General features: G+C 63.0%; 21 protein-coding genes and 1 riboswitch. Of the genes, 7 read left to right on the top strand and 14 right to left on the bottom strand.

Going from position 1 to position 23,352, the window contains the following annotated elements; genetic code table 11:
- Positions 1-10 precede the first annotated feature (10 nt).
- From panB to thiC, 11 genes are all read right to left on the bottom strand, one after another.
- Complete coding sequence (panB, locus tag B0B52_RS12350) at positions 11-889, bottom strand: 3-methyl-2-oxobutanoate hydroxymethyltransferase (protein ID WP_077593938.1); 879 nt, start codon at positions 887-889, stop codon at positions 11-13.
- Positions 886-1,902, bottom strand: coding sequence for a biotin synthase BioB (bioB, locus tag B0B52_RS12345; RefSeq protein WP_077593937.1), 1,017 nt, complete (start codon positions 1,900-1,902; stop codon positions 886-888). The genes panB and bioB overlap by 4 nt, the downstream gene beginning before the upstream one ends.
- Positions 1,903-1,989: 87 nt before the next feature.
- On the bottom strand, positions 1,990-3,228 hold the full coding sequence (bioF, locus tag B0B52_RS12340) for an 8-amino-7-oxononanoate synthase (protein ID WP_077593936.1): 1,239 nt from the start codon (positions 3,226-3,228) through the stop codon (positions 1,990-1,992).
- On the bottom strand, positions 3,219-3,905 hold the full coding sequence (gene bioD / locus B0B52_RS12335) for a dethiobiotin synthase (RefSeq protein WP_077593935.1): 687 nt from the start codon (positions 3,903-3,905) through the stop codon (positions 3,219-3,221). Before bioD ends, bioF begins: the two co-directional genes overlap by 10 nt.
- Positions 3,902-5,236, bottom strand: a complete 1,335-nt coding sequence (gene bioA, locus B0B52_RS12330; RefSeq protein WP_077593934.1) for an adenosylmethionine--8-amino-7-oxononanoate transaminase — start codon at positions 5,234-5,236, stop codon at positions 3,902-3,904. Before bioA ends, bioD begins: the two co-directional genes overlap by 4 nt.
- A 34-nt stretch (positions 5,237-5,270) precedes the next feature.
- On the bottom strand, positions 5,271-5,651 hold the full coding sequence (gene panD, locus B0B52_RS12325; RefSeq protein WP_077593933.1) for an aspartate 1-decarboxylase: 381 nt from the start codon (positions 5,649-5,651) through the stop codon (positions 5,271-5,273).
- A 15-nt stretch (positions 5,652-5,666) separates the two neighbouring features.
- The gene (locus B0B52_RS12320) at positions 5,667-6,854 is read right to left on the bottom strand and encodes a thiamine phosphate synthase (RefSeq protein ID WP_077593932.1); all 1,188 of its coding nucleotides are present in this window, start codon (positions 6,852-6,854) and stop codon (positions 5,667-5,669) included.
- Positions 6,851-7,630: a thiazole synthase gene (locus B0B52_RS12315; RefSeq protein ID WP_077593931.1), complete on the bottom strand. Its 780-nt coding sequence runs from the start codon at positions 7,628-7,630 to the stop codon at positions 6,851-6,853. The genes B0B52_RS12320 and B0B52_RS12315 overlap by 4 nt, the downstream gene beginning before the upstream one ends.
- Before the next feature lie 3 nt (positions 7,631-7,633).
- Positions 7,634-7,843 (bottom strand): sulfur carrier protein ThiS, encoded by a 210-nt coding sequence (thiS, locus tag B0B52_RS12310; protein WP_077593930.1) that lies wholly within the window; start codon positions 7,841-7,843, stop codon positions 7,634-7,636.
- The gene (locus B0B52_RS12305) at positions 7,840-8,904 is read right to left on the bottom strand and encodes an FAD-dependent oxidoreductase (RefSeq protein WP_077593929.1); all 1,065 of its coding nucleotides are present in this window, start codon (positions 8,902-8,904) and stop codon (positions 7,840-7,842) included. Before B0B52_RS12305 ends, thiS begins: the two co-directional genes overlap by 4 nt.
- Before the next feature lie 28 nt (positions 8,905-8,932).
- Positions 8,933-10,834, bottom strand: coding sequence for a phosphomethylpyrimidine synthase ThiC (gene thiC / locus B0B52_RS12300; RefSeq protein ID WP_077593928.1), 1,902 nt, complete (start codon positions 10,832-10,834; stop codon positions 8,933-8,935).
- Between the two features lie 97 nt (positions 10,835-10,931).
- A riboswitch (TPP riboswitch) is annotated at positions 10,932-11,047 on the bottom strand.
- A gap of 125 nt (positions 11,048-11,172) precedes the next feature.
- Here thiC and nadC point away from each other — a divergent pair.
- The 3 genes from nadC to pabB are packed head-to-tail and all read left to right on the top strand — an operon-like array spanning position 11,173 to position 14,953.
- Positions 11,173-12,045: a carboxylating nicotinate-nucleotide diphosphorylase gene (gene nadC, locus B0B52_RS12295; protein WP_077593927.1), complete on the top strand. Its 873-nt coding sequence runs from the start codon at positions 11,173-11,175 to the stop codon at positions 12,043-12,045.
- Between the two features lie 8 nt (positions 12,046-12,053).
- Positions 12,054-13,175 carry a quinolinate synthase NadA gene (gene nadA / locus B0B52_RS12290; RefSeq protein ID WP_077593926.1) on the top strand — a complete coding sequence of 374 codons (1,122 nt, stop codon included), beginning with the start codon at positions 12,054-12,056 and terminating at the stop codon, positions 13,173-13,175.
- Positions 13,175-14,953 carry an aminodeoxychorismate synthase component I gene (gene pabB / locus B0B52_RS12285; RefSeq protein WP_077593925.1) on the top strand — a complete coding sequence of 593 codons (1,779 nt, stop codon included), beginning with the start codon at positions 13,175-13,177 and terminating at the stop codon, positions 14,951-14,953. Before nadA ends, pabB begins: the two co-directional genes overlap by 1 nt.
- Positions 14,954-14,958: 5 nt before the next feature.
- On the opposite strand, the gene nadB is transcribed toward pabB, so the two are convergent.
- The 3 genes from nadB to B0B52_RS12270 all read right to left on the bottom strand — a co-directional run bounded on the left by nadB (position 14,959) and on the right by B0B52_RS12270 (position 17,869).
- Positions 14,959-16,671: an L-aspartate oxidase gene (gene nadB / locus B0B52_RS12280; protein ID WP_077593924.1), complete on the bottom strand. Its 1,713-nt coding sequence runs from the start codon at positions 16,669-16,671 to the stop codon at positions 14,959-14,961.
- Positions 16,672-16,687: 16 nt separating this feature from the next.
- Positions 16,688-17,560, bottom strand: a complete 873-nt coding sequence (locus tag B0B52_RS12275) for a ScpA family protein (protein WP_174575490.1) — start codon at positions 17,558-17,560, stop codon at positions 16,688-16,690.
- 78 nt (positions 17,561-17,638) lie between these two features.
- A complete protein-coding gene (locus B0B52_RS12270; RefSeq protein WP_077593923.1) occupies positions 17,639-17,869 on the bottom strand; it encodes a DUF3460 family protein in 231 nt (76 codons plus the stop codon).
- Between the two features lie 311 nt (positions 17,870-18,180).
- Here B0B52_RS12270 and hyfB point away from each other — a divergent pair, with 311 nt between their 5' ends.
- From hyfB to B0B52_RS12250, 4 genes are all read left to right on the top strand, one after another.
- Positions 18,181-20,205, top strand: coding sequence for a hydrogenase 4 subunit B (gene hyfB / locus B0B52_RS12265; protein WP_077593922.1), 2,025 nt, complete (start codon positions 18,181-18,183; stop codon positions 20,203-20,205).
- Between the two features lie 82 nt (positions 20,206-20,287).
- Positions 20,288-21,238: a respiratory chain complex I subunit 1 family protein gene (locus B0B52_RS12260; protein WP_077593921.1), complete on the top strand. Its 951-nt coding sequence runs from the start codon at positions 20,288-20,290 to the stop codon at positions 21,236-21,238.
- The gene (locus B0B52_RS12255) at positions 21,235-21,894 is read left to right on the top strand and encodes a formate hydrogenlyase (RefSeq protein WP_077593920.1); all 660 of its coding nucleotides are present in this window, start codon (positions 21,235-21,237) and stop codon (positions 21,892-21,894) included. The genes B0B52_RS12260 and B0B52_RS12255 overlap by 4 nt, the downstream gene beginning before the upstream one ends.
- A 2-nt stretch (positions 21,895-21,896) precedes the next feature.
- Positions 21,897-23,351, top strand: coding sequence for a hydrogenase 4 subunit F (locus B0B52_RS12250; RefSeq protein WP_077593919.1), 1,455 nt, complete (start codon positions 21,897-21,899; stop codon positions 23,349-23,351).
- Position 23,352 lies beyond the last annotated feature (1 nt).

The following is a 23,352-nucleotide window of genomic DNA, read 5'->3' as shown; positions in this document are numbered from 1 at the left end:
CTGCGCTGCTTCACCAGGCGTGCAGCGCGTCGACCGGGAAGCGGCCTTCCTTGACGGCGCGCACATAGGCCTGCATGGCGCCGCGCACGCTGTTTTCCTCGCTCATGAAGTTGTGCACAAACTTGGCCATTTTCCCCAGGTTCATGCCCAGCATGTCGTGCAGCACCAGCACCTGGCCCGCGGTGCCGACACCGGCCCCGATGCCTATGGTCGCGCAGTGTGTGAGTTCTTTTGTCAACGTTGCCGACAGTGCGGCCGGCACCATCTCCAGCACCATCATGGCAGCGCCTGCGTCCTGCAGCGCGTGGGCGTGGGCCTTCAGTGTGGTGGCAGCTTCTTCTGATTTTCCTTGCACGCGATAACCGCCCAATGAATGTACGGTTTGCGGCGTCAGGCCCAGGTGCGCGCATACCGGAATGCCGCGCTCCACCAGAAAATGCACCGTGTCCGCCGTCCAGCCACCGCCTTCAAGTTTGACCATGTGTGCGCCTGCCTGCATCAGTACGGCGGCGCTGCGCAGGGCTTGCTCTTTCGACTCGTGGTAGCTGCCAAAAGGCAGGTCGGAAATCAGCCAGGCGGTGGCTTGCGCGCGGTGCAGGCCGCGGGCCACGCTCTCGGTGTAGTGGCGCATTGTCTCCAGCGTCACGCCCACGGTGCTGGGCATGCCCTGGCAGACCATTCCCAGCGAGTCGCCGACCAGAATCGACTCTACCCCGGCCGAATCGGCCACCGCCGCAAAGGTGGCGTCGTAAGCGGTGAGCATGGTGATTTTTTCGCCCTGCGCATGCATTTCGCGCAGGCGCGGCAGGCTGATGGGCTTGCGCGAAGCCGGTGGCGGCACCGCTGGCAAGGTGCCATAAGGGCTGGCGGCCGTGGTGGCGGGTGTCACGGCTGCGCCTCGGGTGCAGAACGCATCATGCCCAGGCGCTCCAGCAAGGCGACGTCGGCATCGGTGTCAGGATTGCCGGTGGTCAACAGCTTGTCGCCGTAAAAGATGGAGTTGGCGCCGGCGAGGAAACACAGCGCCTGCACCGCGTCGCCCATTTGCTGGCGGCCGGCCGACAAGCGCACGCGTGCTTTTGGCATGGTGATGCGAGCAACCGCAATGGTGCGCACGAATTCAAACGGGTCCAGGTCTTTCTGGTTGGACAAGGGGGTGCCCTCAACCTTCACCAGGTTGTTGATTGGCACCGACTCGGGGTAAGGCGACAGGTTGGCCAGCTCGGCCACCAGGCCCGCGCGCTGGCGCCGGGTTTCGCCCATGCCGACGATGCCGCCGCAGCAAACCTTGACGCCAGCGCCGCGCACGCGCGCCAGCGTGTCGAGCCGGTCCTGGTAATCGCGCGTGGTGATGATGTCACCGTAAAAATCAGGCGCGCTGTCGAGGTTGTGGTTGTAGTAGTCGAGGCCGGCGCTTTGCAGCGTCTGTGCATGGCCGTCTTCCAGCATGCCCAGGGTGGCGCAGGTTTCCAGCCCAAGCTCCTTGACCGTGCGCACCAGCTCGGCCACCTTTTCGATATCGCGGTCTTTGGGTGAGCGCCAGGCGGCGCCCATGCAAAAGCGCGTGGCACCGGCGTCTTTGGCGCGCTGCGCAGCCAGTTTCACCTCGTGCGGCTCCATCAGCTTGGTGGCTTCCACGCCGGTGTCAAAGCGCGCAGCCTGCGGGCAATAATTGCAGTCTTCCGGGCAGCCGCCGGTTTTGACCGACAGCAGCGTCGCGAATTCAACACGTGAAGGGTCGAAGTTTTCACGGTGCACGGTTTGGGCCTGGTGCATCAGCTCCGGAAAAGGCAGGTCAAACAATGCCTCGATGTCGTCGACGCTCCAGCGGGCCTCGGGCCGGGCCGGGACGCTTTGGCGTGGGCGGTGCAGGGTGACGGGTTGTTCAAAAACGCTGGACATGTCGTGGTTCCTTCATGTGATACACATTTGGTATCTATGTAACGGGGATGATGCGGCAATCTGAATGGCGTTGAAAGGGTGTGAAGTCTAGCCGAGCGCATCCGCTGGCTGCCTGGCGACGGCCAGTTCGCCCAAGGCCTGAACCAATTCGTCGATATCGGCCTCTGTGTGGGCTGCTGATAACGCGATACGCAGCCGTGCCGTGCCATCGGGCACAGTGGGTGGGCGAATTGCCGGAACCCACAGGCCGCGTTCGCGCAGGCCCTCCATGACCGCCAGCGCTTCGTCATTGCGGCCAATCAGCAGCGGCTGGATGGCCGTGAGCGAGGCGCCGAGTTGCCAGGCGCTGTCCTGCAGGCGTTCGGCAAGGCCGCGGCGCAGACGTGTAATGAGCTGGTTCAGATGAGCTCGACGCCATTCGTCGTGCTCTATCAGTTGCAGGCTGGTGTGCAAAGCGCTGGCCAGCAGCGCGGGCGCTGCCGTGGCAAAAATATAGCTGCGCGTTTTTTGCAGCAGCCATTCGACCAGGGCATCGCTGCCAGCCACAAAAGCACCCGCCACACCGGCTGCCTTACCCAAAGTGGCCATATAAAGTACGCGAGGCGAGGCGTTTGCTCCGCTCAGCCCAAAGTGGGCCAGGCAGCCACGGCCTTGCGGGCCCAGCACGCCAAAACCGTGCGCGTCATCCAGAAGCAGCAATGCATCATGGCGCTCGCACAATGCCAGCAGGGCCGGCACGTCGGCCAGGTCACCGTCCATGCTGAACACCGCGTCGCTGATGACCAGTTTGCGGCGGGCCGGGCTTAGCGTCAGCGCCTCGTCCAGCGCCGCCAGGTCGGCATGTGCGTAACGGTGAATCTGTGCACGCGAGAGCCGCGCGCCGTCGATCAGGCAGGCATGGTTGAGTGCGTCGGAGAAAATCGCATCGCCCTGGCCCACCAGCGCGGGGATGATGCCGATGTTGGTGGCGTAGCCGGCGTAAAAATAGAGCGCACTGGGCAGACCGACAAAGGTAGCCAGCGCGTGCTCAAGTGCCTCGTTGGCGGCGCTGTGGCCACTGACCAATGGCGAAGCCGCCGCCCCCACGCCAAACTGCTGCGCCCCCGCGCAGGCTGCTTCTATGAGCGCCGGATGGTTGGCCAGGCCCAGGTAGTCGTTGCTGCAAAACGCCAGCATGCTCTGGCCGTCGACTTGCAGCCGGGCGCCGTTTTCCGGCCGCACCACGCGCCGACGGCGGCGCAGGTGGCTGTCGTCCAGGGCGGCAATGCGCGCAGGAAATTCGTCAAGCCAGGAAGCGGTCTGAGGAGAGCAAGTGCTTATCGCCATGCGAGGGGGAGTTCCATCGTGATTGTTCGGGCATCAGGCACGCGCTGCCAGGCTATGCGAGCAAGCAGGGGCGCGTTCAGGTGCTGCTGCAAAAAGCTGATGTTGTCATCTTGCGCCAGCATGGCCGGATCGACATGGTTGGCGACCCAGCCGGCGAGGCTCAGGCCGCGTGCGCGTATAGCCTCGAGCGTCAACAGCGCGTGGTTCAGGCAACCCAGTCGCAAACCGACCACCAGAACCACCGGAAAGTCCAGTGCCTGTGCCAGGTCGGCGCCGGACTCGCTCGCCGAGAGCGGCACCAGAAAACCTCCCGCGCCTTCCACCACCACCGCATCGGCCAGCCGCAACAATTGCCGGTGGCAGGCCACGATGTGGTCAAGGTCAATGCTGCGGCCGGCACGGGCAGCGGCCACATGCGGCGACACCGCGTCGGGCAGAAGCACCGGGTTGTCCAGCGCTGCGGGCACTGCAAGGGTGGAGGCAGCGCGCAGCGCCAGCACGTCATCGTTGACTTCATTGCCGTGGACCTGCGTGGTCCCTGCCGCTACCGGTTTCATGCCGACGACGCGCTTGTGGTGGCGCGCCAGCGCATGCAGCAGCGCCGTGCTGACCAGGGTTTTGCCGACACCGGTATCGGTGCCGGTGACGAAGCAGGAGATGGCGCGGTGCCCGGTCATCGCAAGTTCGTTTCTTCCGCCAGCGTGGCTTGCAATGCGGCCAGCGCACCACTTGCCAGATGCGCCGCACTTTCCTCGTCCATCACATAAGGCGGCATGGCGTAGATGGTGTTGCCTATGGGACGCAGCAACACCCCATGCGCCATCGCGTGTTGGTGGTAGCGTTGCGAAAAGTGTGGCAGTGTGGTGTCCACGTCCCAGGCCCAGATCATGCCCAGACGCCGCGCGTGCCGGATGCGCGCATGGGTGGTCAAGGGTGCCAGGGCCTTGTCCAGTGTTTGGGCAATCACTGCGTTGCTGGCCAATATATCGGTTTGCGCAAACAGCGACAGGGTCGCCAGCGCGGCCCGGCAAGCCAGCGGGTTGCCGGTGTAGGAGTGGGAATGCAGAAAGCCGCGTGCCACTTCGTCGTCGTAAAAGGCTTCGTACACCGTGTCGGTGGTCAGGACTGCGGACAGGGGCAATGTGCCGCCGGTCAGCCCCTTTGACAGGCAAATGAAGTCGGGCTTAGTGCCTGCCTGCTGGTGCGCAAACATGGTGCCGGTTCGGCCAAAGCCGGTGGCAATTTCGTCCACCACCAGATGCACCTCGTAGCGATCGCACAACGCGCGGATCCGGCGCAGGTAGCTTGCATCGTGCATGGCCATGCCGGCTGCGCATTGCACCAGAGGTTCAACGATCAGGGCGGCGGTCTCTTGGTGGTGTTCACTTAGCCAGGTCTCGAGCGCGGCGGCGGCGCGCTGCGCCACGTCGGCTGCACTTTCTCCAGATTGGGCTGCGCGGGCATCCGGGCTGGGCACGGTGGCGGCCAGCCGCACCAGCGGTGCATAGGCTTCACGGAAGATGGCAATGTCGGTCACGGCCAGCGCGCCCACAGTTTCTCCGTGGTAGCCTCCGGCCAGGCCCACAAAGCGGCACTTGCCGGGGCGTCCGGTGTTGCGCCAGTAGTGCGCACTCATCTTCAGCGCAATCTCGGTCGCCGACGCACCATCGCTGCCATAAAAAGCATGGCCGAGTCCGGTCAGGGCGGCCAGCTGTTCAGACAACTCCACCACCGGTTGGTGCGTGAAGCCGGCCAGCATCACGTGGTCAAGCCGGCCCAGCTGGTCAACCAGCGCCGCTCGGATGGCCGGATGGTTGTGCCCGAACAGGTTGACCCACCATGAACTGATGCCGTCCAGGTAACGATTGCCTTCAAAGTCATACAGCCAGACACCTTCGGCGCGTGACACAGGAACCAGCGGCACGGCTTGCGACGCGTGTTGCTTCATTTGTGTGCAGGGGTGCCACACATGCTGCAGGCTGCGCTGGCTCATGGCCTGGTTGTCCATCACGTTTCGCCGGGGAATCAGGAGGAGGGCGGTCTCAGCGGACCTGCACAGGAATGCTGGAGCGCGCTTCCTTGATGCGGTTGCTCTCGTCGACAAACACCAGTTTGGGCTCGAAGCCCGCCACCTCGTTGGCCGGCAATTGCCCGAAGGCGGCAATGATGATCAGGTCGCCAACGGACGCCTGGCGTGCCGCCGAGCCGTTGACCGAGATGGTGCCGCTGCCCCGCTGGGCGCGTATCGCATAGGTTACGAAACGCGCGCCGTTGTTGATGTTCCAGATATGGATCTGCTCGAACTCGGCAATGCCCGAAGCCTCGAGCAAGTCGTCGTCAATGGCGCAGGAACCCTCGTAATGCAGTTCGCACTGGGTAACAGTGGCACGGTGAATTTTTCCGGCAAGAAGGGTACGTTGCATGGTGTCCTCAAGCCTTTAAGGCGTGGGTGAAGGTGTGGGTGAAAGCGTGGGTTTGGGAAACAGGGGCGCGGTGACGGGCGGACTGGCCCGGCCGCGCTGCACAGCTTCCTGCAATTGTGCGATGGCGGTTTCCGGTGACGCGGCCGCCGTGATGGCACTGATCACGGCCACCCCGGCCGTGCCGGCGCGTGCCGCCTGTTCGGTCCGCGGCGCGTCCATGCCGGCAATGCCGACAACCGGTGTTGGCAGCAGTGCGCACCAGTAGGCCAGGTTGTCGTTGCCTTGAGGGATCCACGGCATGGCCTTGGCCTTGGTGGGGTGGATGGGCCCGCAAGCGATGTAGCTGGGCTGCAGCGCCCAGGCGCGGCAGACTTCCCAATACGCATGGGTGCTGATACCCAGCCGCAAGCCGGTCTGGCGAATGGCGGCCAGGTCCGCGATGTGCAGGTCTTCCTGGCCCAGGTGCACGCCGTACGCGCCTTCCTCGATGGCCAGTTGCCAGTGGTCATTGATAAACAGCTGCGCGCCGGCCCGTGTCGTCGCAGCAATCGCCTGGCGCACCTGTTGCCGTACGAACTCGCGCTGCTCATGATGCTCCGCATCCTTGATGCGTAGCTGCACGGTACGCACACCAGCGGCTACTACGCGTTCGACCCACGCCGCACTGTCCACCACGGCATAAAGACCAAGGTCCGGCTCGCTGAGCGCGGCAAAGCCACTGACCTGGGTAGGCCGCGGTAGGCTGAAATACGGCAGGTTGCTGCTGTGTTGGGAAAAACCGGCGCCGGGCTCCGGCGAAGCTGCCGCCATGCAGGCCAGGACGATCGCATCGATGGCAACAAAACCTTTTGCCAATGCCCCGGTCGCACTGGCGGCAAAGGCGGAGGTATCGACGGCAGGCTGACCTGCCGGCTGGCTCAACCAACCGCTGGCCTGCAGGGTGTCGGCATAGGCTTCGTTCTTGCCGCCGATGATCACCACGGCTTTGCATACGCGTGTGCGCAAGGTTCTGGCAGCCTGTTCAACGGCGTCGCGCGTGTCCAGAGAAATCAGGTTCAGCAGGGCGGTCGCTTCCTTGCGGTCGACACAAAGCAAAGCGGCGCTTGGGGAGGGTTGATCGCTTTGGTCCTGCAGTAGCCGTTCAATTTCTTTCGCATGGCTTGATGAGGTCCAGACCGGTGCGGTGTTGATGGGGTCGGTCATAAGATGAAGGGCCGACCGGTAACCGGGGTCGAGGCGACCGCCATGTCCTGCTGCGCCATGATGCCGGCTTCGTACGCCAGTCGCCCAGCTTCGATGCCGAGCTTGAAGGCGAGCGCCATCTGCACCGGATCGCGCGCGTGGGCCACTGCCGAATTGAGAAGCACCGCGTCGTAACCGAGCTCCATGGCCTGCACCGCATCGGCCGGCGAGCCGATGCCCGCGTCCACGATCAATGGCACGCCCGGCAGGCGCGCGCGCAATGTACGCAGTGCGTAGGGATTGATCAAACCCTGGCCCGAGCCGATGGGTGCACCCCAGGGCATCAGGATGCGGCAACCGGCGTCGAGCAAACGCTGGCAGCTCACCAGGTCGTCGGTGCAATAAGGGAAGACTTCAAAACCATCGCGCACCAGTTCGGTGGCAGCGGTCACCAGCTCGAACGGGTCAGGCTGCAGCGTATGTTCATCACCGACCACCTCCAGCTTGATCCAGTTGGTGCCGAACAGTTCACGCGCCATCTTGGCCAGCGTGATGGCCTCACGCGCGCTGCGGCAGCCGGCGGTGTTGGGCAGCAGGCGGGCGCCGCTGGCCTGGATCAGCTTGTAAAAATCATTCTGCGTGCTGCCACCGGCGGCCAGCTGGCGCTTGAGCCCGACGGTGACCACCTGCGCGCCAGAAGCGGCAATGGCCTGCTGCAGGACCTGCGGCGACGGGTAGCTGGCCGTGCCGAGGAAAAAACGGCTGGTCAGCTCGATGCCGGCGATTTGGAAACTCATGAGCTAGCCTCCTGTGATGGCCTGAAATGTAAAAACGGCGTCGCCTTCTGCAAGCAGGGCTTGCGCACGCGCATCACGCGCCACAAACTCGCCATTGATGGCGCTGGCAAACGAGGCCGTTGGCAGTTCGACGGCGGCGAGTGCATCGGCCAGGCTGCTGCCTGCCGGCACTTGCCGGGCTTCGCCGTTGAGTGTGATGTTGATCAGTGTCACGTCAGTTTCAGCAGCGTTTGCTCGACCAGCGCCGGCGCAATCAGCCAGCCGTGCCGGAACAGGCCGTTGATGCGTACCAGTCCGGGCTCCTGTTCAACGTGCGGCAAATTATCTGGCAACGCGGGGCGAAGGTTGGTTTCCGTGTGAACAACGCGTGCTTCGGCCAGTTCAGGAATGATGCTGTGCGCCGCGGCCAGCAGTTCCACCATGCTGCGCAACGAGATCGGCGAACGGTCTTCGCTTTCAATCTCGCTGGCGCCGATGACGACATGCCCGCCAGCGCGCGGCACCAGGTAAACCCGGTGCCGGGGATGTAGCAGGCGTATTGGCCGCTGCAGCGTCACGTTGGGCGCATGCAGCCAGATGACTTCGCCGCGCACACCGCGCACGCCGGGGGTGAAGCCCGCGGAGGTGTCGGCGACTTGAGGGGAAGGCCGGGCACCTGTGCCACGCACGTCAAACACGCAGTCGAAAGTCAGAACGCTCTGGGCGGTGTGTATTTCACCGGGGCACAGGCGGTCCACTGTGCTTCCCCAATGCCAGCGCGCACCAGCTGCACCGGCAGCATGGGCGAGGGCCACCATAGCCTGCACGGTGTGGATCTGTCCCTCATGCGGCAACAACCAGGCATGCGCCACGCCATGCAGGTCCGGCTCCAGTTCCTTCAGCGCAGCGGCCTCCAGCAGCTGTGGTGCATGGCCCGCAGGTGCCTTGTGTTTCAACAGGTCCACCACGCGCCGCGCCGCACCTTCATCGCCGCGATGCGCGAGCAGCAGGCTGCCGCGCTGGTGCAACTCGACCGGCATGTCGAGGGCCGCCACGATGGCGGGCCAGAGTTCCAGCGAGCGCAGGCCGAGCGCAAACACGTTTTCGTCCGCTGACTCGAGCTCGGCCGTGGGACTGAGCATGCCTGCGGCCGTCCAGCCCGCGGCATACACGCCGCCGGCCGGCGCCTCCGGCCCCGGCGCGGGATCAAAAACCTCGGCCGAATGGCCGGCCCTGGCCAGCTTGAGGGCCAGCAGCCGTCCGAGAAGGCCTGCGCCTGCGATGCCGATATGCATGGGTGTGTCCGCCGCTGTCGGCGTGGGTTCAGAGTTTCTGGATGGGGATGTAGATTTCGCTGCCGCCTTCGCGGAACTCGGCGGATTTTGCCTGCATTCCCTGGTCCAGTGCCGCGTTTTCCGCAATACCTTGTTGTGCCGCAAACTCGCGCACTTCCTGGCTGATTTTCATCGAGCAGAATTTTGGCCCGCACATGGAGCAGAAATGCGCCACCTTGCTGACTTCCTTGGGCAGGGTTTCGTCGTGAAACTCGCGCGCGGTGTCCGGGTCCAACGACAGATTGAACTGGTCGTACCAACGGAACTCGAAGCGTGCCTTGGACAGCGCCTCATCGCGCGCACGCGAAGCCGGGTGGCCTTTGGCCACGTCGGCGGCGTGCGCGGCAATCTTGTAGGCAATGATGCCCTGCTTGACGTCGTTGCGATCGGGCAGGCCCAGGTGCTCCTTGGGCGTCACGTAACACAGCATGGCGGTACCGAACCAGCCGATCATCGCTGCGCCAATCGCACTGGAGATGTGGTCGTAGCCGGGCGAAATGTCGATGGTCAGCGGGCCCAGGGTGTAGAACGGCGCCTCGTCGCAATGCTTGAGCTGCTCTTCCATGTTGGCCTGGATCATGTGCATGGGCACGTGGCCGGGACCCTCGATCATCGTCTGCACATCGTGTTTCCAGGCGATTTTGGTCAGCTCGCCGAGCGTGCGCAGTTCGGCAAACTGCGCTTCGTCGTTGGCATCGGCGCCGGAGCCCGGGCGCAGGCCGTCGCCCAGCGAGAAACTCACGTCGTAGGCCTTCATGATCTCGCAGATCTCTTCGAAGTGCGTGTACAGGAAGTTTTCCTTGTGGTGCGACATGCACCACTTGGCCAGGATGGAACCACCGCGCGAAACAATGCCGGTGCGGCGCTTGGCCGTCATCGGGATAAAGGGCAGGCGCACACCGGCGTGGATGGTGAAGTAGTCCACGCCTTGTTCGGCCTGCTCAATCAGGGTGTCGCGGTAAATCTCCCAAGTCAGGTCTTCGGCAATACCGCCGACTTTTTCGAGTGCCTGGTAAATCGGCACCGTACCGATAGGCACCGGCGAGTTGCGGATGATCCAGTCACGCGTGGTATGGATGTTTTTGCCGGTGGACAGGTCCATCACGTTGTCGGCGCCCCAGCGGATGGCCCAGACCAGTTTTTCAACTTCTTCCTCAATGCTCGAAGTCACCGCCGAGTTGCCGATGTTGGCGTTGATCTTGACCAGGAAGTTGCGGCCGATGATCATGGGCTCGACTTCGGGGTGGTTGATGTTGGCCGGAATGATGGCGCGGCCGCGCGCCACTTCGTCGCGCACAAACTCCGGCGTCACAAACTCGGGCAGCTGTGCGCCCATGGGGTTGCCGCGCAGGCGCTGGGCGCGCTCGGCGTCGCCCAGGTATTCGGCCATCCATTCGCGCTTGGTGTTTTCGCGCAGCGCGATGTATTCCATCTCCGGAGTGATGATGCCGCGGCGTGCATAGTGCATCTGGCTCACGTTGGCGCCGGCCTTGGCACGGCGCGGTGTGCGCTGCAGGCCGGCAGCCTGGGCGCGTAGCGCGGCAATACGCAGGACTTCCGGGTCCGACGGGTCGGTACGGTCTTCTCGTCTCGTCCCGTCGTCGACCGCCTGCGCGGCGCGGCCGGTGTAAATTTCTGTGTCGCCGCGTGCCTCAATCCAGGGCGTGCGCAGGGCCTCGAGCCCGCGGCGCACGTCGATGTTGGCGCTGGGGTCGGTGTAGGGACCAGAGGTGTCGTACAGCGTGGCGGACTCACCGTTGCTCAGGCTGACTTCGCGCATCGGTATGCGTATGTCCGCATGGACCTGACCGGGCACGTAAATCTTGCGCGATGCCGGAAACGGTTCGCGCGTCAGCGAAAGCAGTTGGACAAATTTGTCTGGAGCGTTCATCGGGGCGTCCTTTAGGTGTAGGTCTACACAAAGTGCTCCGAAGGTGTGGCCAATACCAGCGCTGTGGTGTTGGTCGTTGACTGGATTGCCGGGGGGGCCGGAGGCAGTCAGCTCTTCTTACGTCGGTACGAACCGATTCAAGTTCACGGGTTTGGGTTGTTGGCCATCTCAGCTGCTCGGCCACAATGGCCGGCAGCACCCCGGAGCAATTGCATTCTAGTACAGGCGGCCTGGGGGCCGAAATCCTTTTTCCTGTGGTGCCGATAGTGTGCTAACCGAAGGGTTCTTTACGAAGCCGCTATGCTTGCCGCCAACATTTGCGTGAAACGACGAAAAAAATGAATGACCGGTTTGATTTTTCCGATGCCAGCATGGCGCTGCTTGCGCGCGCCGATGCCGGTCGGGCCTTGGACGAAGACCTCGGTGCCGGTGACCTGACTGCGGGCCTGGTGAACCCGGTGCAGCGCAGCCAGGCCCGTGTGCTGGCGCGCGAAGCTGCGGTGATCTGCGGCCGGCCCTGGGTGGAGGCGACATTGCAGCGGCTGGACCCGCAGGCCGAGCTGGTCTGGCATGTGAGCGATGGCCAGGCCTGCAGCGCCAACCAGGTGATTCTGGAAATCCGGGGGAATTCGCGCGCGCTGCTGAGCGGTGAGCGAACCTTGCTTAATTTCTTGCAGTTGCTCAGCGCTGTGGCCACGCAAACGGCGGCTTACGTGCGGGCTGTGGATGCGGTGCCGGGCAACCGTGCGCGCATTGTGGACACCCGCAAAACCCTGCCCGGTTTGCGGCTGGCCCAAAAATACGCGGTGCGCTGCGGCGGCGGCAGCAACCACCGCATCGGGCTGTACGACGCGGTGCTGATCAAGGAAAACCATATCGCCGCTGCCGGTGGCGTCACGGCTGTTTTGCAGCGTGCTGCCGAAGTGGCTGCCCGGGCAACTTTTGTTGAGATCGAGGTCGAGACCATGGTTCAGCTGGAGGAAGCGCTCGCTGCAGGTGCCCAAATGATTTTGCTCGACAACATGGACCTGGCGCAGCTTCGCGAGGCGGTGCGCATCACGGCAGGCCGGGCGATTCTGGAAGTGTCGGGCGGCGTCGGGCTGGGCACGGTGGCCGGCATAGCCGCCACCGGGGTGGACCGCATTTCCATCGGAGCCCTGACCAAAGACGTCAAGGCGATCGATTTTTCCATGCGGTTTACGCAGCTGTGAGGCCCGCCATGAGTGACGCCGCAAGTACTACCGTCCAGCCCCTGGTGCGCATCGACTACGAGCAGCCCTCCTGCCCGACGCGGCATGCCTGGGCGCGCGTGCCGGTGGAGCCGGCGCAGGATGAGCGTGCTGTGCTCAAAGACCGGATTCGCCGCCTGCTGAAGGAGCGCAATGCCGTCATGGTGTCGCACTATTACGTGCATCCGGACCTGCAGGACCTTGCCGAGGAAACCGGCGGGCTGGTCAGCGACTCGCTGGAGATGGCGCGTTTCGGGCGCGACCATGCGGCAACCACACTGGTGGTGTCGGGCGTTCGTTTCATGGGCGAGACCGCGAAAATCCTCTCACCCGAAAAACGCGTGCTGATGCCCGATCTCGATGCCACCTGTTCGCTGGACCTCGGTTGCCCGGTGGACGAATTCAGCGCGTTTTGCGATGCCCACCCGGACCGCACGGTGGTGGTTTATGCCAACACCAGCGCCGTCGTCAAGGCGCGTGCCGACTGGCTGGTGACCTCGAGCTGCGCACTGGACATCGTCAGGGCATTGAAGGAGCAGGGCCAGAAAATTCTCTGGGCACCCGACAGACATCTGGGCGCTTATATCCAGCGTGAAACCGGCGCCGACATGCTGATGTGGAACGGCAGCTGCATCGTGCATGACGAGTTCAAGGCCTTTGAACTGGAGGCGCTGAAGAAGGAGCACCCGAAGGCCAAAGTGCTGGTGCATCCCGAGTCACCCGCGGACGTGATTGCGCTCGCCGATGCGGTGGGTTCGACCTCGGGCATTCTCAAGGCGGCTCGCGAGATGGACGCGCGGGAATTCATCGTCGCCACCGACAACGGCATGATGCACAAGCTGCGCACGTTGAACCCCGGCAAGGTTTTTATCGAAGCGCCGACGGCCGGTGACAGTGCCACCTGCAAAAGCTGCGCGCACTGTCCCTGGATGGCGATGAACGGGTTGGCTGGTCTGGCGCAGGTGTTGCAAACATTGAGCCCGGAAGTGCATGTGGACCCTGCCCTGGGCGTGCGGGCCCGCTTGCCGATAGACCGCATGCTGGCGTTCACCGCGGCGCAGCGTGCGGGCCAGCCCGTGGCCGGGCTGGTACCGCGCATCGGCGCGGCCTGATGCCGGCCTGCTCGGCACGCATCGATTTTTCCGACCCCTGCCTGCCGGACGGGCCACGTCTGCGCCGCGTGTTTGGCAGTCCCCGCCAGATACTGGCAGCGCACGAAGCTGCTCAAGTGAGGGCAGTACTCGATGCCGTGCAGGCTGCGGCCGCACAAGGCTTCTGGTGCGTGGGCTACCTGCGCTACGAAGCCGCACCGGCCTTTGACACGGCGCTGGCCGTGCATGCGGCCGAGGGGCCGCTGGCCTGGTTTGCGGTTTATGACGAAGCGCTGCCCTGGCCGGCTGACGACGGAGAGGGCGCTGGCGCCGTGCAGGTGCAATGGCAGGCCGCTTGTTCGCGAGCCGCGTTTGACACTGCGCTGGACAGCATTCACCAGGCCATTGCCGCCGGTGCGCTGTACCAGGTGAATTTCACCGCCCCCCTGTACGGCGTTTTACGCGGCGAGCCGGAAGGCGACACGGCGCTGGCCCTGTTTGCCGCCCTGCAACGCGCTCAGCCGGGGGGCTACGCGGCCTTTCTCGACACCGGTGATGAGCAACTGCTTTCGGTGTCACCTGAGCTTTTTTTCGACTGGCACGACGGCCGCATCCTGACGCGGCCCATGAAAGGCACGGCGCCGCGTGGTGCCACGCCCGCTGAAGATGCGGCACTCGCGCAAGCCCTGCGATCTTCACCCAAGGAGCGCGCCGAAAACGTGATGATCGTGGACTTGCTGCGCAACGACCTGTCGCGTATCGCCGAACCGTTCAGCGTGCAGGTGCCGCGGCTGTTCCATACCGAGGCCCTGCCCACCGTGTGGCAGATGAGCTCGGACGTGCAGGCACGCACACGCGCCGGTTGTGCGCTGGCCGACGTGTTTGCAGCGCTGTTCCCTTGCGGCTCGGTCACCGGGGCGCCCAAGGTCAGCGCCATGCGGATGATTCAGGACCTGGAGCCGGCGCCGCGCGGGGTTTACTGCGGGGCTTTCGGCGTGGTGTATCCGGGTGAAAGCGGAATACGCGCCACCTTCAACGTGCCCATCCGCACCGTGACGCTGCGAGGCAGCGCGGCCACTTGCGGCATTGGCAGCGGCATCACTTCCGGCGCGCTGGCCGCGGCAGAATGGCAGGAGTGGCGCCACAAGCGCGCCTTCGTGGAGCGCGCAAGCATGCCGTTTGAATTACTGGAAACCTTGGCGTTGGAGGACGGCAGTTTGCGCGATGCACCGGCGCATCTGGCGCGCATGGCAGCAGCAGCGGCCCATTTCGGCTATCCCTGGTCGCCACAGCAGGTGGAGCAATGCTTGCAGCAGCTGGTACAGATCCACGCGAAGGGCATTTGGCGCGTGCGCTTGCTGCTGGACGTTCGGGGGCAGGCGCGGGCCGAGGCGTTTGTCTTGCCGCCATCACCGCAGCGCGTTCGTCTGCAACTGGCGGACCGCGCTATTGAAGATGCGCACAGCGAGTTCGTGCGCTTCAAGACCACACGGCGCGCCCATTACGACGCTTTCACGCCGATGGAAGAAGGCATTTTCGACACCTTGCTGTGGAACGCCGAAGGGGAAGTCACCGAATGCACGCGCGGCAATATTGCGCTGCTGATGGATGGCCGCTGGTTGACCCCGCCGTTGCATTGCGGCCTGCTGGGCGGCATAGGCCGTGCCCAGGCACTGCAAGCCGGCCGGCTCAGCGAAGGCGTGGTGCGCCTGGAAGACCTGCCACGGGTGCAGGCCCTGGCTTTTGTGAACAGCCTGCGCGGCTGGCTGGATGCAGACCTGGACCCGCGCCTTGGGTGACAGCGTCAGGCTTTGGACGGTACCAGCACGGTAGGCAGGGCTACCGCATCGGTCTGCGGGTAGTCGCGGCTGAAATGCAGGCCGCGGCTTTCGTGGCGTGACTGCGCCGAACGCACGATCAGCTCGGCCACCTGCACCAGGTTGCGTAGCTCCAGCAGGTCCCGCGTGACGCGGAAGTTGGCGTAAAACTCGTCGATTTCCGATTGCAGCAGTGCGATGCGGTGTGCCGCGCGCTCCAGCCGTTTGTTGGTGCGTACGATGCCCACGTAATTCCACATCAGCCGGCGCAGCTCGTCCCAGTTGTGGGCAATCACCACCTGCTCGTCGGCATCGGTCACCTGGCTCTCGTCCCAGGCGGGTAGCGAAACCTGTGAGTCATTTTGGCCATCAGCCCTTGTGTGGCGGGCGCCACTAGCTTCCGATTTGATAGCATCCGAAACTTCCTGCGCAAACACCACACACTCCACCAGCGAGTTGCTGGCGAGCCGGTTGGCGCCGTGCAGACCGGTGCAGGCGGTTTCACCGGCAGCATAAAGGTTGGCAATGTCAGTGCGTCCGGCCAGGTCGGTCAGCACGCCGCCGCAGGTGTAGTGGGCGGCCGGCACCACGGGAATCGGCTGGCGTGCGATGTCGATGCCGAGCGACAGGCAGCGTGCGTGGATGGTCGGAAAATGTTCGCGCACAAAGGCCTCGCCCTTGTGCGAGATGTCCAGGTAGACGCAGTCCACGCCGTGCTTTTTCATCTCGAAATCAATCGCGCGGGCGACTACATCGCGCGGGGCCAGCTCGGCGCGTTCATCGTGTTCAGGCATGAAGCGGGCGCCGCCCGCCGATTCTGGCAGGCGCAACAGGCCGCCTTCGCCGCGCACCGCTTCGCTGATCAAAAAGGACTTGGCCTCAGGGTGGTACAGGCAGGTCGGATGGAACTGGATGAACTCCATGTTGCCGATGCGACAGCCAGCGCGCCAGGCAGCGGCGATGCCGTCACCGGTGGCGGTGTCGGGGTTGCTGGTGTAGAGATAGACCTTGCCGGCGCCACCGGTTGCCAGCAGGGTGTGGTGCGCGGCAAAGGTGCGGACGATGCCGCCTCCCGTACTGGCGCCGTCGTCGCGGCTGTCCAGTGCATACAGGCCGACGCAGCGCGGCCGGCCGGTGGTGCTGTCGTTCTGGACGATCAGGTCGACCAGCGTGGTCTGCTCAAACACGTCGATGGCCGGATGCGCGCGCACTGCGGCAATCAGGCTTTCCTGCACGACAGCACCTGTGGCATCGGTCGCATGAACGATGCGGCGGTGGCTGTGTCCGCCTTCGCGGGTCAGGTGCAGCGCTGGATGGGCGCCGGGTTCCTGTGTGAAGGCCACGCCTTGGGCCTGCAGCCAGGCGATGGCTACGGGTGCGCCTTCGACCACCTGCGTTGTGGCCGCTTCATCGGACAACCAGGCGCCGGCCACCTGGGTGTCTGCGATATGTGCTGCAAAACTGTCGCCTTCCTCGCCGCGCTCCAGCACGGCGGCAATGCCGCCCTGGGCCCAGCCGCTGGCGCCGTCGGCCAGCGCGCCCTTGGTCAGGACGGCAATGCGAAACGGCTCACTACCAAGCGTTTCAGTTTCAGGGCCTTGCAGCAGCTTCAAAGCTGTACTGAGCCCGGCCAAGCCGCTGCCGACTATGACTGCGTCGTAGCTGTAGGTGCCTGACGGCGTTGGGCTGGCGTTCGCCATGCGATGGGGAGGGGGATCAGGCTGGCGTGTATGCCAGGCGCACATAAATCGGCGCGTAGGCCTCGGCCTGGGTCACGTCGATCAGGCCTTCCTTGGAGAGTTCGAGCAAAGCGATGAAGGTGACCACCAGCACCGGCATGCCGCGGGTCGGGTCGAAGAGATTTTCGAACTCGACAAACTTTTGGCCCTGCAGCTTGCGGATCACGATGCTCATGTGCTCGCGCACCGAGAGCTCTTCCCGGGAAATCACATGGTGCTGGACCAGCTTGGCGCGTTTGACGATGTCGCGCCAGGCTTCCTGGAGGTCGACCACGCTGACATCCGGGAAACGCGGCTGCAACGCCTGCTCCACATACACCTGGGCACGCAGGAAGTCGCGGCCGAACTGCGGGATTTCGTTGAGCTTGTGTGCGGCCAGCTTGATCTGCTCGTACTCGAGCAGCCGGCGTACCAGTTCGGCGCGCGGGTCTTCCGGCTCCTGCCCGTCGGCCACCTTTTTCGGCGGCAGCAGCATGCGCGACTTGATCTCGATCAGCATGGCAGCCATCAGCAGGTATTCAGCAGCCAGTTCCAGGTTGGTGGCGCGAATCTCGTCCACATAGACCAGATACTGCCGGGTCACCGCGGCCATCGGAATGTCGAGAATGTTGAAGTTCTGCTTGCGGATCAGGTAAAGCAGCAAGTCCAGCGGGCCCTCGAAGGCCTCCAGGAAGACCTGCAGCGCATCGGGCGGAATGTACAGATCCTGCGGCATGGCGAACAGCGGCTCGCCGTACAGCCGGGCCAGCGCCACCTGGTCAATCACGCCGGGCATGCCCGTCGCGGCCAGCTCGTCGACGGGCAAGCCCGGCTCGGACGGCGTCGGCGGCAGTTCGGTGATGGTGGACATGAATGGGGAGAGGTCAGTCGCTATGAAAAATATAGCTGTTGACGCCCGGCCGATAAGGGCTGGTCGCCATTTTGACTCTTATTTTGGCGTGGTTTCGCTGTTCGGGTGGCCGGAAGTGCCATAAACGTAAGGCTGCTGGGGCACCCGCGCATCCTGGTAGTCGGCCTGCTCGGAGCGGTCCAGCTTCTTGTCCCACAAGATGGCACGCCCCTGGCGCTGCTCGGCTTCCAGCGTTGGCTTTTTCGCTTTGAGCTCGTCAATGAATTGAGTCGCTTCCGAGGAGTAGTGGGGCCGGGCGAAGATGGACATGAGATTGGGCTGCCTGAAACGTTGAATTGGCTGATTTTACCGGGGACCACCAGGCGTCTGTCCTTTTTCGTTTTTCAGGCGGGCCGAGCAGCTGCGAGCCGGGCGCATGGCGCTCAGGGGGTGGTCTCGAACGGTACGATGAACCGGGCCGTGTCAGACGACGCCTTAGGGAGGTAAAGATAGTCATGAACCAACCCTCTTTGCCGCATGACGCCGGGGCCGGGCTGCTCGCATATCGGACGGCAAGCGGACGACTGCGAGTACCATCAGTTACATGTGCATTTGAATCTGTTTTTTTTGACGGACGCTGAATGAACGGTTTCCCCCACCCCGCAGCATGGATCCACCTGGACTGGGTCCTGGTGCTTGTTGTTGCCTGGCTTTTGACGGGTGTGATGGGTGTGTTGGCACTCAGGCGTTTCAGGTTGGTGGCGATCGTGCTGTTTCCGTTGAGTGGCTTTTTTTCTCTTGCGCTGCTGGGGATCGCACTGAGCGCCGTGGGGAGTGGACCCGAGGTGGCTGTGCTGCCCATCGGGCTGCCCCAGTTGCCCTTTCATCTGCGCCTGGACAGTTTGTCCGCCTTCTTCCTGATTGTCATTGGGGGCGTATCGGCAGGCGTGTCAGTTTTTGCTGCCGGATATTTTCGCAAGGGAGAGGGCACGCCTCCAGGCTTGATCTGCCTCGAATATCACGTTTTCCTGGCCAGTATTGTCATGGTTGTGATCGCCGACGACGCCTACGCCTTCATGGTGGCCTGGGAGACCATGGCTTTTTCGTCATTTTTCCTCGTCATGGCGAACCACCGCATTCCCGAAATTCGCAACGCAGGCTACCTCTACATACTGCTGGCGCATATTGGTGCTTTGGGCATTTTGCTGTGTTTTGGCGTGTTGCAGGCCAACACGGGCGACTACACCTTCGCCAATATGCGGGCCCAACATTTGTCGCCGTTCTGGGGATCCGTCGCCTTTGTTCTCGCGGTATTCGGCTTTGGTGCCAAGGCCGGCCTGCTGCCAATGCATGCCTGGTTGCCCGAAGCACATCCAGCCGCACCGTCGCCTTTTTCTGCCTTGATGAGTGGCGTCATGCTGAAGATCGCTCTTTACGGCCTGTTGCGGGTGTCGTTTGATCTGCTGCAGACGCGTATCTGGTGGTGGGGCGTGCTGCTGATGGCGATCGGATTGGCTACCGCGCTGTTTGGCGTCATCTTCTCCACCGTGCAGGTGGAGATGAAGCGTCTGCTCGCCTATTCCTCGATTGAAAACGTGGGGCTGATGTGCGTTGGTTTTGGTTTGTCCCTGTTGTTTTCGGCCTATGGCATGACCGCGCTGGCTGCTTTGGCCCTGACGGCGGCTTTGTACCACCTGCTTAGCCATGCCTTCTATAAAAGCCTGCTGTTCTGCGGTACGGGTGCCGTGTTGCATGCCACGGGCGAGCGCAGCCTGGGCAAGCTTGGCGGCCTGATTCGCACCATGCCCTGGGTGGCCTGGCCCAGTCTGATTGGCGCACTGGCGTGTGCCGGTCTGCCGCCATTCGGGGGCTTCGTTGCGGAGTGGCTGTTGTTGCAAAGCTTTCTGTTTACCACCGGGCTGCCCAGCTCGTTTCTCAACATGCTGGTGCCCGTGGTGGCTGCGCTGATTGCCTTGATCGCCGCGCTTTCCGGCTACACCATGGTCAAGTACTTTGGCGTTATTTTCCTGGGCCAGCCGCGTGAAGAAAAACTCGCCCATGCGCATGACACGGGTAGCTGGGAGCGCATGGGCATGCTCTGGTTGGCCCTTGGCTGCGTCGTGCTGGGGTTGTTCCCCAATCAGTTGATCGCGTTGATGGATCCGGTAACGCAACTGCTGGTATCGGCAGGTCTGGGGCGGACTGTTGAGGCCGGCAGCTGGTTGCTGGTGCCGGTGAGCATCGAACGCGCCAGCTACGCGCCGGCCATCTTCCTGCTGGGCGTGCTGGCCAGTTTTGCATTGGCTTACTTGTTCGTCCGCAAGTTGTACCATGGTCGGACACGCCGCGCACCTCCATGGGACTGCGGCTATCCCTGGCAAACCGCCCGCATGCAGGACACGGCAGAGGGTTTTGGACAACCGATCCGGCAGATCTTCGAACCCATGTTCCGCATGAAACGGAAGTTGCCCACGCCGTTCGATGAGCAGCCGCGCTATCTTGTGACGGTGGAGGACCCGCTGTGGCACTGGCTCTACCTGCCGGTGGCGGCGCTGGTCGAACGCCTGTCAAAATGGATCGGACTGCTGCAGCAAGGGCGCATCGCTGTCTATCTGATGTACAGCTTCGTGACCCTGATCCTGGTGCTGCTGGTGGTGAAGCTATGAGCGCAGTGCAGAACCGCTTCAAACAATCGGATGCCCACTGGGGAGGCGGCGAGGACATGCGGTGCCGGGCGTGGGGGGTGTCATGAGCCTCCTCGGCCTGATATCCCAACTGCTGGCGATTATCGCGGCGCTGGTATTGGCGCCTCTGCTCTCTGGTTGGGTGAACCAATGGCGCGCCCGGTTGCAGAACAAGTCGGCTCCGGGCTTGCTGCAGCCCTACCGCGTCCTGCACAAGCTGTTCAACAAGGAATCCGTGCTGGCCGAACACGCCTCGCCGTTGTTTCGTGTGGTCCCCTATATCGTGTTTGGCTGCATGGTTCTGGCCAGTGCCATCATCCCGACGCTGTCGACGGACCTGCCTTTGTCGCCCGCTGCAGACGCCATCGCCTTGGTCGGCTTGTTCGCCTTGGCGCGCGTCTTCATCTCCCTGGCTGCGATGGATGTGGGCACGGCCTTCGGAACGCTCGGTGCCCGCCGCGAAATGCTGGTCGGTTTTCTGGCCGAACCCGCGTTGCTGATGGTTCTTTTTTGTGCCTCCATGATTTCCCGTTCAACTTCACTCACCACCATCGTCGAAACGCTGGCGCATCGCGAGTTGGCAATCTACCCCAGCCTGCTGGTGGCCGGCGTGGCGTTTACCATGGTGTCACTGGCCGAGAACGCACGGGTGCCGGTGGACAATCCGGAAACGCATCTGGAACTCACCATGATTCATGAGGCCTTGATCCTTGAGTATTCGGGGCGCCATCTGGCGCTGCTCGAATGGGCCGCCAGCCTGAAACTGTTTGCCTATTCCTGCATGGGACTGGCGCTGTTCTTTCCATGGGGTGTGGCAGAAGCCGATGCGCCATTTGAGCTGCTCCTGGCGCTACCGGTCCTTATCATCAAGCTGGCGATCGGCGGTATTTTTCTGGCGTGCGTCGAGGCCGTCAGCGCGAAGATGCGCATCTTTCGCGTGCCTGAATTTCTTGCGACTGCCTTTTTGCTGGCGGTGATCGGCCTGCTGGTCAATATCCTGCTGGGAACGTCATGATCAAATTCGTGCCCCAACTGATCAACCTGTTTGCGACCCTGATCCTGATGCTGTCGTTCGCCATGATCTCCCAGCGGCGCATCGTCTCCCTGATCAATCTCTTCACCCTGCAGGGCGCGGCCCTGGTGGCGGCGTCCATCCTGCTCGGCTATGCCACGCACCAACCGGATCTGTATGTTTCAGCGGGCCTGACTCTGGTGCTTAAAGTCATATTGATACCCTGGTTGCTGCACCGGGTTATCCGGCGCCTGGATGTGCGCTGGGATGTGGAAACCCTGATCAACATCCCGACCACGATGCTGGTGGGTATCGGGCTGGTGATTTTTTCCTTCAGCCTGGCCTTGCCGATTTCGCGTCTGTCCTCTTCCATGGCCGGTGGCTCACTCGGCATTGCGCTGGCCTGCGTGCTGTTGTCGTTCATGATGATGATCACCCGCTCGAAGGCGGTGCCACAGGTGATCGGTTTTCTGTCGATGGAAAACGGGCTGATTTTTGCGGCCACCACGGTTACCAGCGGTATGCCGATGATTGTGGAGTTTGGCATCGCCCTGGATGTGCTGGTGGGCGTTCTTATTCTGGGTGTGTTTATGTTCCAGATTCGCGAAAAATTCGACAGTCTGGACATCCACAACCTCGAAGCGCTCAAGGAAGACTGACCGTGCCCGTCCTGTTTTTTGTTCTGGGTATTCCACTGCTTGGCAGTGCGGTTCTGGCGTTCACCGGTCATCGCGATTTCGCCCGCAATGTCAATGTCGTGTTCAGCCTGGCCACCTTCATCGCCGCCTGCGTGCTGACGGCGCAGGTCATTGCCAATGGACCGGTCTTTGTCTGGAGCCAACAATTCTTCATTGATCCGCTCAATGTGTTTCTGGTCACCCTGACCGCTTTTGTCGGGCTCACCACCGCCATCTTTTCCAGGCCCTACATGCGGGTCGAGCAAGACCATGGCAAGATGACACCGCCCCGCATGCGCCTCTATCACGGCATGTACCAGTTGTTCAGCTTCACCATGCTGCTGGCACTGACCACCAATAATCTGGGCATCCTTTGGGTGGCGATGGAGGCCGCCACGCTGACCACCGTGCTTCTGGTCAGTGTTTATCGCACGGCGGCCAGCCTGGAGGCTGCCTGGAAATACTTCATCCTGTGTGGGGTGGGGATTGCCCAGGCGCTGTTCGGTACCGTGCTGCTGTATATGGCGGCGGAAAAAGTGCTGGGTCCGCACGGCGCTACGCTGCTGTGGACCAACCTGGATGCGATCAAGACGCAGCTGGACCCGGCCATTGTCACGCTCGCCTTTGCTTTCCTGTTCATCGGCTACGGCGCCAAGGTCGGCATGGTGCCCCTGCACAGTTGGTTGCCGGACGCCCATGCGGAAGGCCCGACCCCGGTGTCGGCCGTGCTCTCCGGCCTGTTGCTCAATGTCGCCATGTATGCCGTGTTGCGCTGCAAGGTGCTCACCGACGGCGCCCTGCAGCGCCCCCTGGCCGGTCAGCTCATGATGGGGTTTGGCCTGCTGTCGGTGGTGGTGGCTGCTTTTTTTCTGTCACGGCAGAAAGACGTCAAGCGCATGTTTTCCTATTCATCGATAGAGCACATGGGTCTGATCACTTTTGCCTTTGGCATGGGCGGTCCCATTGCCAACTTTGCCGGCTTGTTGCACATGACGGTTCATTCGCTCGTCAAGTCAGCGATCTTTTTTACCGTGGGCCACGCGACCCAAAAAGCCGGAACGCAGGTCATGAATGAAATTCGTGGCCTCATCAAGGTGAATCCGGCGGTGGGCTGGGGCCTCATGCTGGGGGCTATGGCAATTCTGGGCATGCCGCCGTTCGGTGTCTTCGCCAGCGAGTTCCTGATCCTCACCACGGCGATGCGCGAGCAACCCTGGGCCACGCCATTTCTGTTTTTGGCGCTCGGCGTCGCTTTTGCCTCCATGCTGATCCGGGTGCTGCCCATGGTGTTTGGCGAGACCTCGCTCAAGCGGCTGGCCCACCCGCCCGCTCTGCTGCCGGTGTTTATTCACCTGGCGCTTGCTTTGATGCTGGGTTTGTACGTTCCCCCTTACCTCAATACCTGGTACGTGCAGGCGGCGCGTATGTTGGGGGGCTGAC

It is taken from the genome of Polaromonas sp. A23, from assembly GCF_002001015.1.
GTDB lineage: Bacteria > Pseudomonadota > Gammaproteobacteria > Burkholderiales > Burkholderiaceae_C > Polaromonas.
Note: the sequence above shows the minus strand (reverse complement) of the source record. Positions and strands in the feature narration are given on the sequence as shown.